General features: G+C 44.1%; 9 protein-coding genes and 3 pseudogenes. 8 read left to right on the top strand and 4 right to left on the bottom strand.

Going from position 1 to position 14,797, the window contains the following annotated elements:
• Positions 1–52: 52 nt before the first annotated feature.
• Both IPJ02_15585 and IPJ02_15580 read left to right on the top strand, forming a co-directional pair.
• Positions 53–421 (top strand): YccF domain-containing protein, encoded by a 369-nt coding sequence (locus tag IPJ02_15585; GenBank protein MBK7376908.1) that lies wholly within the window; start codon positions 53–55, stop codon positions 419–421.
• A 278-nt stretch (positions 422–699) separates the two neighbouring features.
• Positions 700–978: a hypothetical protein gene (locus IPJ02_15580; GenBank protein MBK7376907.1), complete on the top strand. Its 279-nt coding sequence runs from the start codon at positions 700–702 to the stop codon at positions 976–978.
• Between the two features lie 959 nt (positions 979–1,937).
• On the opposite strand, the gene IPJ02_15575 is transcribed toward IPJ02_15580, so the two are convergent.
• Complete coding sequence (locus IPJ02_15575; protein ID MBK7376906.1) at positions 1,938–3,731, bottom strand: acyl-CoA dehydrogenase family protein; 1,794 nt, start codon at positions 3,729–3,731, stop codon at positions 1,938–1,940.
• Positions 3,732–3,837: 106 nt separating this feature from the next.
• On the bottom strand, positions 3,838–4,281 hold the full coding sequence (locus IPJ02_15570; protein MBK7376905.1) for a MarR family transcriptional regulator: 444 nt from the start codon (positions 4,279–4,281) through the stop codon (positions 3,838–3,840).
• Positions 4,282–4,383: 102 nt separating this feature from the next.
• On the opposite strand from IPJ02_15570, the gene IPJ02_15565 reads away from it, so the two are divergent.
• Together IPJ02_15565 and IPJ02_15560 are read left to right on the top strand one after the other, a co-directional pair.
• Positions 4,384–5,619 carry a glycosyltransferase gene (locus IPJ02_15565; GenBank protein ID MBK7376904.1) on the top strand — a complete coding sequence of 412 codons (1,236 nt, stop codon included), beginning with the start codon at positions 4,384–4,386 and terminating at the stop codon, positions 5,617–5,619.
• Between the two features lie 24 nt (positions 5,620–5,643).
• Positions 5,644–6,750 carry an ABC transporter permease gene (locus IPJ02_15560; GenBank protein MBK7376903.1) on the top strand — a complete coding sequence of 369 codons (1,107 nt, stop codon included), beginning with the start codon at positions 5,644–5,646 and terminating at the stop codon, positions 6,748–6,750.
• Positions 6,751–6,907: 157 nt separating this feature from the next.
• Here the strand turns inward: IPJ02_15560 and IPJ02_15555 are convergent, their stop codons facing one another.
• A complete protein-coding gene (locus IPJ02_15555) occupies positions 6,908–7,381 on the bottom strand; it encodes an Lrp/AsnC ligand binding domain-containing protein (GenBank protein MBK7376902.1) in 474 nt (157 codons plus the stop codon).
• A 369-nt stretch (positions 7,382–7,750) separates the two neighbouring features.
• On the opposite strand from IPJ02_15555, the gene IPJ02_15550 reads away from it, so the two are divergent.
• The 3 genes and pseudogenes from IPJ02_15550 (at position 7,751) to IPJ02_15540 (ending at position 10,950) form a co-directional block, all read left to right on the top strand.
• Positions 7,751–8,500 (top strand): phage integrase SAM-like domain-containing protein, encoded by a 750-nt coding sequence (locus IPJ02_15550; GenBank protein MBK7376901.1) that lies wholly within the window; start codon positions 7,751–7,753, stop codon positions 8,498–8,500.
• Between the two features lie 136 nt (positions 8,501–8,636).
• Positions 8,637–10,183: pseudogene (locus IPJ02_15545) on the top strand (IS21 family transposase).
• A 23-nt stretch (positions 10,184–10,206) separates the two neighbouring features.
• A pseudogene (locus IPJ02_15540) lies at positions 10,207–10,950 on the top strand (ATP-binding protein).
• A gap of 39 nt (positions 10,951–10,989) precedes the next feature.
• On the opposite strand, the pseudogene IPJ02_15535 reads toward IPJ02_15540, so the two are convergent.
• Positions 10,990–13,521: pseudogene (locus IPJ02_15535) on the bottom strand (DEAD/DEAH box helicase family protein).
• 227 nt (positions 13,522–13,748) lie between these two features.
• On the opposite strand from IPJ02_15535, the gene IPJ02_15530 reads away from it, so the two are divergent.
• Positions 13,749–14,534, top strand: a complete 786-nt coding sequence (locus IPJ02_15530) for an SBBP repeat-containing protein (protein MBK7376900.1) — start codon at positions 13,749–13,751, stop codon at positions 14,532–14,534.
• Positions 14,535–14,797: the final 263 nt, after the last annotated feature.

The following is a 14,797-nucleotide window of genomic DNA, read 5'->3' as shown; positions in this document are numbered from 1 at the left end:
TTTTTTAACCTACCCTTTACTGTATCTTCATGCGACAATATACAAACCCAAATTGAACCTCCCCGGCAACCTCATCTGGCTCATCTTCGGCGGCTTTTTTGCAGCGCTGGGCTATTTTTTCGGTGGCATATTGCTGTGCATTACCGTAGTAGGCATACCCTGGGGCCTGCAGTGTTTTAAACTGGCAGGCCTGGTATTGTGGCCCTTTGGCAAGGAAGTGGTAAGCAGTTCAGCAAATACGGGCTGCCTTTCCATACTCTTTAATATTATATGGTTGCTGAGCGGCGGGCTTTACACGGCGCTGATGCATGTGGTCTTTGGCCTGCTTTTAACCATTACCATCATCGGTATTCCTTTTGCCCGCCAGCATTTTAAGCTCATCGAGATATCGATGATGCCTTTTGGAAAGACCATACGCTGATATTACCTGCACAAAACCTGGCCTGGCCATCCGCTTTTTTAAACCCCGTACTTGCATCAGAAATCCTCAAAAATGACCTATGTTCCAAAAACATGAGTCAAAAATTGCCTTTCCTGACTTATGCCAGATGAATAAGGGTCAAATTAACTCCTCTTTTCCCCACCCTTTCCACATTCCCGGCCCATCACAATTCCCTAACATAATCTTTACGTTTTCTTCACGTTATAGTCAGAGCTTGCCTACCGGCAGGCAGGCTTATACACGTTAAAACCATAACCATGCTGCAAAGCAATACCATTCTCTCCCTTACCATGGACCTGCTGGCCCACAATGCCTTTAACCACCTGCGGGATGATGAGATCTCGGCCCTGCACCACCTGATCTTAAAACTCACCGAGCCGCTTACGCCCATCCAGCAGAACCTGCTGCTCACGTTCTGGAATCATGCCCGAACGGCTGAACTTCCGGCGCCGCTGCTTCACCGCTGCAATACGGTGCTGCTGCAGCTGGGAAGGATACCGATGGAGATGGGGGAAGTGGAGATGGATTGCTATTAGGTTTCTTTCTTTTCTTTTTGTCTTGATACATCCTTCGGCTCCGCTCAGGAGAAACAATCCCGATAGCTATCGGGACAAGGCAGGAAGGATTTCAGCCCCTTCCTGCCATACAGCACTAATCAACTTTTGTGCTGCTGTAACTTCAGCACTATATATCTACTCTTAAATTAAAAGCAGTAAACTAAAACAGCAAACGTCTTTATGCTTTGAATATAAAGCAATCAGCAATATTGTGAAGTGCTTGATCCTAAGAGTAGCGTTACTGATGTACAAGTCACAGTAGCACAAAAGTTTAATCAGGAACCAACTCACAATCGGGCTGTGATCGATTGTGAGTGCCCTTTTGGTTACTTTTTGGGCAAGCAAAAAAGTGACGACAATATTCAAAGAGTTATATTTAAGTAATTCTCCTTGATTTTTATCTTTCTTTTGTCTTGATACATCCTTCTGCTCCGCTCAGGAGAAACAATCCCGATAGCTATCGGGACAAGGCAGGAAGGATTTCAGCCCCTTCCTGCCATACAGCACTAATCATCTTTTGTGCTATTGTAGCTTCAGCACTATCTCTCTACTCTTAAATTAAAAGCAGTAAACTAAAGTATCAAACGCCCTTATGCCTTGAATATAAAGCAATCAGCAATATTGTGAAGTGCTTGATCCTAAGAGTAGCGTTACTGATGTACAAGTCACAGTAGCACAAAAGTTTAATCAGGGAACCAACTCACAATCGGGCTGTAATCGATTGTGAGTGCCCTCCTGAGCGGAGCCGAAGGATTTGGTTACTTCTGAGCGGAGCCGAAGAATTTGGGCAAGCAAAAAAGTGACATCAATAATCAGAGAGTTATAAATAATGCTTCTTGATCTTTCCTTTGTCCTGGTAAATTCTTCGGCTCCGCCCAGGAGAAATAAAAAACACCTCATTACGGAGGTGTTCATATAGATTAACCAGTTTATCTATCCTACCAGGGATATTTATTCTCTGCGATCAGTTTATCAGCGATCCTTCGCCTGGCATCCTTGCTGTTGAACGGTTCTGTTTTGGTGAACCGTTTCAGGCCCAGCAACATCATGCGTTGCTCATCGCCGCCGGCAAACGCATTGATGGCTTCCTTACCGGCCTTGTTCACTTTATCCACGGCATCATTCAGGTAGCAACGCATCATATCGATCTTCACCTGTGATGCAGCTTCTCCTTCCTTGTCAGCCAGCTTGATGATACGGAGCAGGGTGCTTTCTGCTTCAAATGTTTCGATGGCCATGTCGGCAATATTCATCAGTATCTCCTGTTCGTCCTGGATCTGCATCATCAGTTTTTGTACCGCAGCGCCGGCCACCATCAGGATGGCCTTCTTCATATTGGCAATGGTCTTGCGCTCTTTTGCAAACGGCGTATCGTCTTCCGTACCAAATTCAGGAATGCTCATCAGTTCTTTACTGACTGCCATGGCCGGGCCCATCAGGTCGAGTTTGCCTTTCATGGCACGCTTCAATATCATATCAACAGTAAGTAACCGGTTGATCTCGTTGGTGCCTTCATAAATGCGGTTGATGCGGCTGTCGCGGTAAGCCCGGCTGGCAGCATATTCATCGCTGAAGCCATTGCCTCCGTGTATCTGCACGCCTTCATCCACCGTATAATCCAGCACTTCGCTGCCATGTACTTTTAAAATGGCACACTCTACGGCATATTCTTCTGCGGCGCCCAGCAAGGCTTCATTAAAAGGTTTGCCGGCTGTAGCCAGTTCAACTTCCTTGTCATCGATCCATTTGCTGGTGCGGTATAAAGCGCTTTCGCTGGCAAAGATGCGGACGGCCATTTCAGCAAGCTTGTACTTGATGGCGCCAAAATTGGCAATGGCTGTTTTGAACTGCTCCCTTGTTTTTGCGTATTCAACGGATGTGTTCAATGCCAGCTTGCTTCCGCCGATGGCAGCAGCACATAATTTAAGGCGGCCGATATTCAGGATATTAAATGCGATGATGTGGCCCTTACCGATCTCTCCCAGCAGGTTCTCAACCGGCACTTTGCAATCCTGGAAATATAATTGTACCGTGGAAGATCCCTTGATGCCCATCTTGTGTTCTTCGGGTCCCTGTGTAAACCCTTCCATGCCGCGTTCAACAATGAAGGTGGAGAACTTATCCCCGTCGATCTTTGCAAACACGGTATATACATCGGCAAAGCCACCGTTGGTGATCCAGCATTTTTGCCCGTTGAGGATATAATGTTTACCATCGGCAGAAAGTACCGCTGTTGTTTTTGCGCCCAGGGCATCGCTGCCGCTGTTGGGTTCGGTCAGCCCGTAAGCGCCCTTCCATTCGCCGCTGGCCAGTTTGGGAATGTATTTTTTCTTCTGTTCATCGGTGCCAAAATATAAAATGGGTAAGGTACCGATACCCGTATGTGCTGCAACAGCCACGCTGAATGAATAGCCGCCCCCCAGTCCTTCATTCACCAGGGTAGAAGTGATGAAATCTTTTCCCAGTCCGCCCAGGTCTTCGGGAACAGAGGTCCCCAGCAGCCCCTGCTCGCCGGCTTTCACCATCAGCGAAGGCATTAACCCTGCTTCCAGTTTGTCAATGCGGTCAACGATGGGCAGCACTTCGGTGTTCAGGAACTGAAGACACATGTCTTTTACCATCAACTGCTCCTCGTTAAAATCCTCGGGGATGTAGGTTTCAAATGCATTGCTTTCTTTGATCAGCCATTCGCCGCCTTTGAGCGAAGTGGTAGATGTAGTGGATGTGCTCATAAAGATTATTTTAAAGATTTATACTGGATACAGGATCCGGGATACAGGATAACAGATAATAACTTAAAACTCCGGTATCCTGTATCTTGGATCTGGTATCTTGGATCTATGATTTCAGGTTCTCGTACACCATCTGCAACACTTCCTTCGCTATTTCTATCTGCCCGTTGGTAACACCCTGCAATGCTTCGTTCAGGGTAACATTGGCAACTTCCATGCAACGCTCTTCCATCTCTTTTCCAACAGGCGTTAAAATGATCAGGTTCTTACGGCGGTCTTCTTTGGATGCATTCCGTTTTACCAGTTTTAATTTCTCCAGGTTATCAACCAACCGGGTGATGCTGGGCTTGTCCCGGAAGGTGGCGTCGCATAACTGCTGCTGGCTCATGCCATCCGTTTTCCATAAATGATACAGCACACTCCACTGCTCGATCGTTATTTCAATATTGGCCTGCTTGAAATTCTTCTGCAGCCGCCTCCCGATGGCCGTGCTTGCCTTGCCCGTGATGAAACTGTATAATTCGCCTTTCTTAAATTGGTTGTTTGACATATAGTTGTTTATGCAACTAAACAAAGATAATCATTCGTTTGAATTATTAAAAATTATTTTTGTGTTAAAGGTTCCGCTGAGGGCGGGATACGGCAAACCACTATGCAACAGGCATTACTCCTCATTATATTGATCTTATTTGGCCTGTACTTTTTACTCATCATTTATTATTGGCAAAGCTGGCTGTCTATTCCCAACTTCAAACTTATCCTGAACGTAGCCGAAGGACAAACCCCAAACCTCAAACCTGCCTACCGGACAGGCAGGCCTCAAACCAAGATAACCATCATCATCCCCGCCCGCAATGAAGAAAGGAACATTGCCGCCTGCCTGGATTCTGTGTGCAATCAATCCTATCCAAAAGATCTATATGAGGTATTGGTAGTGGATGATCATTCAACAGACAATACCGCTGCGATAGCCAGGAAGTATGGATCACAAAACCTGGCGCTTGTTACACTGAAAGACATCATTGGTGGCAGCGGAATAAACTCCTATAAAAAGAAAGCCATCGAAGCAGCCATCCAGCGATCAACCGGCGAACTCATCGTAACAACCGATGCCGATTGTATTGTTCCGCAAAACTGGTTACAAACCATCGCAGCATTTTATGAAGAACATCAACCCCAATTCATAGCAATGCCAGTTCTCCTCTTTCGGTCGGTTGGCGGAGAGGCCGGGGTGAGGTTTATCAAAATATTCCAGGCGCTTGATTTTATGACCCTGCAGGGGATCACCGGCGCATCGGTATATAAAAAGATCCACAGCATGTGCAACGGCGCCAACCTGGCCTATACCAGAAAAGCTTTTGACGAAGTGGGCGGATTTAGCGGTATTGATACCATTGCCAGCGGCGATGATATGCTGCTGATGCATAAGATATACAGGCGCTACCCGGACCGGGTGATGTTTTTAAGATCAAAAGAGGTGATCGTGCAGACCGAACCGGTAAGATCGGTTGGGGAATTTTTCAACCAGCGGATACGATGGGCAAGTAAGGCAAATAAGTATGACGACAAAAGGATCTTCTGGGTATTGCTATTGGTGTATTTGGTAAATGCCCTGCTGCTGACACTACCGGTAATTTCTGTATTTAATAATATTCAATATCCAATATTCAATGTTCAATGTTCAATGTTTGGAGTATGGTTATTGTTACTGGCTGCAAAAACAATTACTGAACTGGTCTTCCTGTACCCGGTGGCAAAATTCTTTAGTAAGCAGAAGTTATTGTGGCTGTTTCCCCTGATGCAGCCCTTCCACATCATTTATACCGTCATTGCAGGCTGGCTGGGTACTTTTGGACGTTATACCTGGAAAGAAAGAAGCGTGAAATAAACGGCTGAATCAGTAATTTACAGCATGGCAGGCAAACACTTTTCATTCAGGGCAGAGACCTGGAAGCGCCTTAAGAAAAACAAGGGCGCTTTATTTGGACTGCTCATTATTGTTATGGCCGCTGTTTTATCCCTGCTCGGCTATATCATTGCTCCCGATAATTCTCCCAATGCCGACCTGCAGACGGTGGAGATACAGGCAAAGAAGCCCGGCTATACACAACAGTTTTTGGTTATCCCGGACCGCAAAAGCAGCGATCCGCAAAACTGGCTAGCTGTTTTATGGAATGGCAGGAAGAACAGCAGTCGCCTTATTCCCATCAATGGCTACCGCATCCATGATGACAGCCTGCTGGTAAATAAATATATTGACGAAGACACAACCCTTGTGCAGTATTATTCCATCAAAGAATTAACAAACAACAACCCGGCAGCCATTGCGCAAAGCATCATTACCAGGAAATACTGGCTGGGTACCGATAAGTTCGGCCGTGATATTTTAAGCAGGCTGATCATCGGCACAAGGGTGAGCCTGGCGGTGGGTTTAATAGCCGTGCTTATTTCTTTGACACTCGGGATCATTTTAGGTGCATTGGCCGGTTATTACCGTGGCTGGGTTGATGAACTCATCATGTGGCTGGTGAATGTTACCTGGAGCATCCCTACTTTATTGCTTGTATTCGCCATCACCATGGCCATGGGTAAAGGATTCTGGCAGATCTTCATTGCGGTCGGACTGACGATGTGGGTGAGTGTGGCCCGCCTGATCCGCGGGCAGGTAATGGCCATCAGGGAAATGGAATACGTACAGGCGGCAAGGGCGCTGGGCTTACGAAACAACCGCATCATCCTTCGCCATATCTTACCAAACATACTCGGGCCTGTAATGGTGATCGCTGCAGGAAATTTTGCCACGGCCATCATTGTGGAAGCGGGACTAAGTTTCCTGGGGATCGGTATTCAGCCGCCGCAACCCAGCTGGGGACTGATGATAAAGGAGAATTACAATTTCATCATCACCCACAATCCCATGCTGGCACTGATACCCGGCTTTGCCATCATGCTGCTGGTGCTTGCTTTTAATTTATTGGGAAACGGGTTGAGAGATGCGGTGGATGTGAAGGAAACGTAAAGCCGATACGTGATACAAGATACCGGATAGTTCCCGTGCATATAAGAGTTTTTCAAAGTCTTTGGGTGCATCCTGTATCCGGTATCCGGTATCCTGCATCTGGTATCTTGTATCCGGCATCTGGCATCTGGTATCCTGTATCTGGCATCCGGCATCCTCACACCGCCGGCGCCACCTGCACATTCCGGTTAAATCCTTCTTCAAGCGAAATAAAGGTTTCGGTACGTTCGATCCCTTTTATCTTCTGCAGTTCATCATGCAGCACAGAACGAAGCTGTGTAATATCCTTGCAGACTATTTCGATGAACATGCTGTAGTTACCGGTGATGTAATTCAGCCGCACGATCTCGGGTATATTCATCAGGTCTTTGGCAACGGTATCGTACAAAGAACTTTTCTCCAGGTAGATGCCCACAAAGGCGGTGATATCATATCCCAGCTGTTTCAGATCCACGTTCAGTTTTGTACCTTTGACAATACCGGATTCCTGTAATTTTTTTATGCGTACATGAATGGTACCTCCGCTTACAAACAGTTTTTTTCCCAGTTCGGCATAAGAGATCTCTGCGGTTTCCATCATTTCGTGAATGATCTGGAGGTCTAATTTGTCAAGATTTAATTTAGCAGCCATTTCGTTTTGTGTTTTTAAAATATTTTAAACTAATAAACAAATATTTGAATTATTTCTATAATTTCCAAATTTTTGATAAAATATTTTAAACATATTGGATATTCCTATAGATTTGTGTCATCAAACAAGTTCTTGAAAATTGTGGGGTGATGAAATTTTTGGCAGACATGCCCCCTTGTCTCGGGGGTGAGGACAACAGGATAAACGTAACATAGAGCCGTCTCGCCTAAGGCGAGATGACCGGGGTCGACCACCGAACCTGCCTGCCGGTAGGCAGGCTTTGTGTTATAGCTAACTGCCTCGTGAAGGTTCGATCCCTTCCCCTACAGCATAGTCAGCGCATTTATTTACAGAAAGCCTTTATAGCGAATGAGTTATAAAGGCTTTCTTATTTTAGCCCCCGCTGCAGTACTGCTTATTTTGCCCATTTTGGTCACCAAATCGGTCACCTGTTTTAACCTGCCCTGGTTGTCCAAAACAATCAGTATGGATAGCAAACTAAAATCGCTCTTTTGGCTTAATAAAAGCAAGGCAAACAAGAAGGGAATGGCACCCATCTACATTCGACTAATAAAGGGAAAGCGTAAAATTGAGGTCTCGACTGGCCTATTTACTCCATCCAAATACTGGAACACACGAAAGAGCAAAGTCCTTGATGGTTTTGATTTGGCAAATCAAATCAATCAATCCCTTGATGCTTACAAAAAGCGCCTGGCTCAGATCCAGACCCTGGTATTACTCCAGGATGAATATATAGACCTCAAAAAGATCAAGAACCACCTACTAGGCATCTCCTCAAACGACAAAACCCTGCTTGAAGCAATTCAATATCATAACGAGATGATTGCATCTCAGGCTGGAAAAAGCTTCTCCATGAATACAATTAAGAACTACCATTTCTTTAAACTAAAAATCGAGCGCTTTCTAAGCAGCGAACATGGTATTTCTGATATTCTTTTAGTTGAAATTACTCATATGTTTCTTGAACAGTTTATAAATTTCATGATTGTGAAGGATAGCAACGGGCCTAACACAGTTGCCAAGAATATTACTCTTTTCAAGAAGATTATAAATATGGCTGCAAAATCCGGTGAAATTGACCACCTGAAACCGGTTTAAAGTGACCCCTGTTCGCCGGTTGAAACTGACCCCCCTTCGCCGGTCCAAATTGACCATCCCGGCAAGCAGATTTCAGTGTTGATGTTGACAAGCTGTCATGATTGAATAAGCTTTGAGTAATCAAACTTCATTCAACATGGCCAATCAATTTATCAGCATGAACAAGATACGTCAAATCCTGCGTTTGTATTCCCAAAAGAAAGGAAAGCTGAGCATAGCTGAGCAGACCGGTGTGTCGCGTAACACAGTAAAAAAATACGTACAGATATTCTTACAAAGCGGGTTAGATTTTATGAAATTTTTGAGCTCTGTGATACTGACCTGGAATTGATTTTTACCCAGCCTCCCGAGAAGCCACCAGCCCACAGGCTGCAAACACTTTTTGGTTTATTCCCCTATGTCGACAAAGAGTTGAAGAAAAAGGGAGTGACACGCCAGTTGATCTGGGAAGACTACCGAAAACAATATCCCGATGGTGTGGGCCGCTCACAGTTTAACCATTACTACGTTCAGTGGAAGGGCCAGGTGAATCCCAGCATGCATATGGAACACAAGGCTGGAGATAAAATGTATGTGGATTTTGCCGGTGACCGGTTGAGTATTATAGACAGGGTAAGCGGTGAGATCCGTGATGTAGAGGTATTTGTAGCGATACTGGGTGCCAGCCAACTTACTTATGTGGAAGCGGTAATGACCCAGCAAAAGGATGATTTTATTGCAGCCTGTGAAAATGCCATGCACTATTACGGAGGTGTGCCTGCAGCTATTGTTCCGGATAATTTAAAGTCAGCTGTTACCCGCAGCAGCAAATACGAGCCTACCTTAAATGAGACCTTTGCTGATTTTGCTGAACATTATGGTACAACGGTATTGCCGGCACGGGCTTATAAACCCAGAGATAAGGCATTGGTAGAAAATGCAGTGCGGTTGGTCTATACCCGTATTTATGCAAAGCTCAGAGGCAATGCCTACTTCAGCCTCGAGGAACTAAATACGGCTATACGCATTGCACTGGAACAGCACAATGATGCGATGCTGAGAGGACGTAATTACAGTCGCAGACAACAGTACGAAGAAGTGGAACGATTGGTTATGCAGCCGCTTCCTCCGCTGCGTTATGAAATGAAAAAACAACTCTTTGTCACGGTCATGAAGAACGGCCATGTGAGTCTTAGTCCCGATAAGCATTACTACAGTGTTCCCTATCGCTTTATTGGAAAGAAAGTAAAGCTTCTGTATTCCCGTCATAGCGTGGAAGTATTTTATAACTATGAACGCATAGCTCTGCATAAGCGTGTAAAGAGTTCCTATACCTACAGTACAGAAAAAGATCATCTCGCCTCTGCCCATCGCTTTGTGAGTGAATGGACACCCGATAAGTTTTTAAACTGGGCAGCGGGTATACATGAAGACGTGCGCCTTTACATTTTAAAGATACTGGACCGCAAACAACATCCCGAGCAGGCGTATAAATCCTGTTTGGGAGTATTAAGTTTTGGAAACAAAGTGGGTACTGAACGACTGACCAGGGCCTGTCAGCGGGCCCTGGGCTATGGGCTTTACAATTATAAAACGATACAGAAGATACTGGAACGTGGGTTGGACAAACAGGCCGAGGAAGAAAATACCGAGGAACAGATGCCCCTGCATGATAATATACGGGGGGAAGATTATTACCAATAATTATTAACCAAAAACGATAGACAATGAATGTAACAACTATGGAGAAGATGCGGAAGATGAAGTTCTTCGGCATGCACCGGGCTTTTAAAACGAGCCTGGAATCGGGGAAGCAGGAAAGCTATACTCCCGATGAAATTATTGAACACCTTATTGATGCCGAATGGGACGACCGGCAGAACCGTTCTATTGAACGCTAGGTGAAAAACGCAAGGTTCCGCTATAAGGCAGCGCTGGAAGATATTATCTACAACAGCGACCGCAATATGGAGAAGAACCAGGTGATGCGTTTTACAGAGTGCAGCTTCCTTGAAAAGCAGGAGAACATACTCATCACAGGAAGTACTGGTATCGGTAAAAGCTATATAGCTTCTGCAATCGGTTACCAGGCCTGTGGCATGGGGTACCGGGTAGTATACCACAGTGTTCCAAAACTTTTTGCCCGGCTCAAGATGGCAAAAGCGGATGGTTCATATATCAGGGAACTAGCCAAACTAGAACGACAACACCTGCTGATCCTCGATGACTTTGGTATCAATCCATTGGATGCACAAAATCGGGCCGCATTTTTAGAAATCATTGAAGACCGGCATGGGAAAGGATCTATTATTGTAACTTCACAAGTACCAGTCAGCAAGTGGCATGAAATAATCGGCGAAAAAACAGTTGCTGATGCTATCCTGGATCGAATCATCCACCAGGCTCATAGGCTGGAACTGAAAGGAGAATCTTTAAGGAGAAAAAACGGTAATCAACCCGAAAAACAATAAATAAACTATAAACAAAAAGCCAAAATGACAGCTTTAAAGTCATGCATGAATACTGAAATCTTCGCCAGCAAAACTGGTGGTCAATTTGCACCGGTATGAGGTGGTCAATTTAACCGGTGTGTGCACAATCAGCTCATTCTTTACTGAATGTTTGTTCCCCTTTACGTGTTCATAAGCATCCCATACTCTCAGAGGTGCCAATAAGGGCTTATCTGTTTTTAGTTTGTCCAGGAGATCTTTAATCATACCAAAAGTTAATTCCGGCGCCGGTATGGCTGGTTATAGAATATTTGCAGGGCTGATATTTCCTCTTTGTGTGCTTCCATCCAGGTTTTAAAATCAGTAATCAGAGCTTCGGCTTTTTCTTTTTGGTCTTTGTCCCAGCCAATATTGGTTACGGTGTCAATATTAACCACATCAATGATCTGCTCATGCACTTTCCGTACATTATCAATGAAGTTGTTCAGCTCTCCGTTGAATAGGGAGGCAGCTTCCACCAGTATCTTTTCATGCTGTGCTTTAAACAGTTCTTCCATCTTAGCAGGCGACTCATGCCCATGGGCTACTTCTACTTTTAACCTGATGTCTTCCAGGATATCTGGATTAAATGCTTCCAGCAGGCTCTTTGCTACTTCCCTTAACGGAACACCTTTTGTTCTTTCCAGGAACTGGAGATGTTCTTTCTCAGTCATCTGTTTATTCAATCGCAGCAGTCTGTTTGCAAGAGTAGTAAAAGTGTCTACATCCTGTGCGCCAACAGCAACCGCCTGCAGTAAATCCTTTAGCGGTACAGTTGGCTTACGCTCCAGTGGCCGGCTATCCTGTTTTACACTTTTGCTAACTCCAATTGCATCAATAATTACAAAATGATCTTTAGTATAAGTTGCGCTTGGCGTTACTTTCTGCAGATCATCCAGTGAGACCGTCCTGGTGCCTCTGCCTTTCATCTGCTCAAAGTAATTGCGGCTTTTTACATCACGCATAAAGAAAACCATCTCTAAAGGGCTTACATCCGTACCGGTGGCGATCATATCAACCGTGACGGCAATGCGGGGATAGAAGGTATTCCGGAACTGTGATAGCGTACCCTTGGGATCCTCGGCATTATAAGTTATCTTTTTACAGAACTGGTTGCCTTCGTCAAACTCCTCCCTGGTAATATTGATAATGTCATCGGCATGGCTGTCAGTTTTGGCAAATATTAAGGTTTTGGGCAGTTCTTCTCTCTGCGGAAATATCTCCTTCCAGTGATCTTTAAATGCTCGTATAATAGTTCTTATCTGACTAGGATTCACTACATCATCGTCCAACTGCTTGGCTGTATATGTTATATCATCATCTACCTGTTCCCATCTTTTCTTTCTGCTGAGTTTTTCCCTCTTATCCACGTATTCCCCTTTCCATATAGCACCCCCTTTCTTCGAAATCTCTGTTTCGATAAGGTATACATTGAGGAACCAGTACCCATCCGTTACCGCCTCCTCATAACCATATTCGCTTACCACGTTCTGGTTGAAATAGCCAAAAGTTCGATTATCGGGTGTTGCAGTTAACCCTATCTGAAATACATCGAAATAATCTAATACCTGTTTCCATAAGTTATAAATACTCCGATGGCATTCATCTATTACAATAAAATCAAAAAACTCAATAGGCAACTTTTCATTATACACCACATTCATCGGTTCTTTGGGATAATACTTTCCGTTCATTGGGATTCTCTTCCTCAACATTCTCATCCAGCTCCTGGCCTCTTAAAATTGAATTTAGGCGCTGAATGGTACTGATGCATACCTGGCTATCATTGGCTACATAACTACTTTTTAGCCGCTGCACATTATAGAGCTCGGTAAACTTCCGGTTATCATCATTGGGCATAAAGCTCATGAATTCCTGCTCAGCCTGTTCGCCAAGGTTTCGGGTATCGACCAGGAATAGCACCCTTTTGGCATTACTGAATTTAAGCAGCCGGTAAATAAAACTGATTGCCGTAAAGGTCTTTCCAGAGCCGGTAGCCATCTGTATTAAGGCCTTAGGCCGGGCATTCCTAAAAGAACCTTCAAGATTATTGATCGCCTTTATCTGGCAATCTCTCAGCCCATCAGTTTCCAAAGTCGGAAGATCCTGTAGCCGCTCTCGCAAAGAACGATTTTGTCTTAGCCAATCTCTGAAGGTTTCAGGGCGGTGAAAGGAAAAGACAGGCCTTGAGCGGGGTTTAGGATCCCTGAAATCGGTAAATCGGGTAAGCTGCCCGGTACTTTCGTAAGCATAATTAAGGGCCTCGTTATTAAGATGTTTTAGCTTACTGGTACGATACTCATTGGTCTGTTCTTCATGCATGGTCAGCCGAACAGCCTCTTCCTCCCTTTTAGCTTCAATCAAACCAACAGGTTTACGATCCACAAACAATATATAATCCGCCGGCCCTGTGTCTGTAAGATATTCCCGAACGGCCACTCCAGAGCCAGCTGAAAGATTGATTTTATCCTTGTCCTGTATAACCCACCCGCAAGCAATGAGTTGCTTGTCAATAGATTCCCTGGCTTTTTGCTCTGGGCTTTGATTGGGCATAAAGGTTTATTGATCACTAATTTAAGCTGAAAATTGCAAAATATTTAGAATATTCAGAATGCTTTAAAACATCACTATTCAAAATCAATTCTTTGTCTAGAATTGCGGGTATAGAATATTTATTTACAGGAAACATGCAAGATATTTAATATTACATCGGTTTTGTAGTAATTTGTTTACAGTGAGATTACCAGATGAAATATTCTTTCATCAATTATATAAAACCAATGCTGGCTACTAATAAAATAAATGAGCTCAGATTTAAAGTATTTGCCTATTGTCAGAGTATTTCGGCAAGTACTCATTTCAAAACCACTTACCTAATTATTTTAATATTCTTTTCTGCATTAAACAATAATGTAAATGCACAAAATCCAAACCTTCATTATGCTTTTAACATAGGAAGCGCCACATTTGGAGATGGCGCAACTTCAAATGCACTCGATGCTTCTTCAAATACATATATTACGGGAACATTTAGTGGTTCGGTAGATTTCGATCCTGGCCCTGGGACAGCTATTCTTATAGGCGCAACAGGAGGGAGTTTATTTTTAGCAAAGTATAATGCAAATGGAATTTATCAATGGGCTTTTGGTATAGGAAACGTAAACGGAACTGCTAATTGGCCAATAATTAAGATTGACGGATCTGGTAATGTGTATGTTTCAGGATATTTTGGAGGTACTGTCGATTTTGACCCGGGACCAGGCACAGCTAATCTTACAAGTAATGGTGCTGCCGATATTTTTGTAGCAAAATATAATTCGTCTGGTGTTTATCAATGGGCTTTTAAGATTGGTAGTACAGATTGGGATTGGGCGAAATCTATTACCGTAGATGGCTCAGGCAATATATTTATTACTGGTTATTTTAGGTTAACAGCAGACTTTGATCCCGGGCCTGGAACTGCTAACCTTACTGTTGTTGGAGGAGATGATATCTTTGTAGCAAATATAATTCGTCTGGTGTTTATCAATGGGCTTTTAATATCGGTAGCCAATTTGAAGACCTAGGATATTCTCTGGTCGTTGATGGCTCATCAAATGTTTACGTAACGGGACAATTTGGAGGTACGGCTGATTTTGATCCTGGCCCAGGGGTTGCTAATCTTACAATTCTAACATCTTATCCGGGCCACAATATCTTTGTTGCAAAGTATAATTCGTCAGGAATTTATCAATGGGCCTTCAGAGTTGGTGGAACTTTAGACGATAACGCTTATAGTATTGCCATAGATGCCTTAGATAATATTTATATAACAGGATTTTACCAGGGA

Source organism: Chitinophagaceae bacterium (assembly GCA_016710165.1).
Taxonomy (GTDB): Bacteria; Bacteroidota; Bacteroidia; order Chitinophagales; family Chitinophagaceae; genus Ferruginibacter.
The sequence above is the reverse complement of the archived record's forward strand: the minus strand, read 5'-3'. Positions and strand labels throughout refer to the sequence as shown.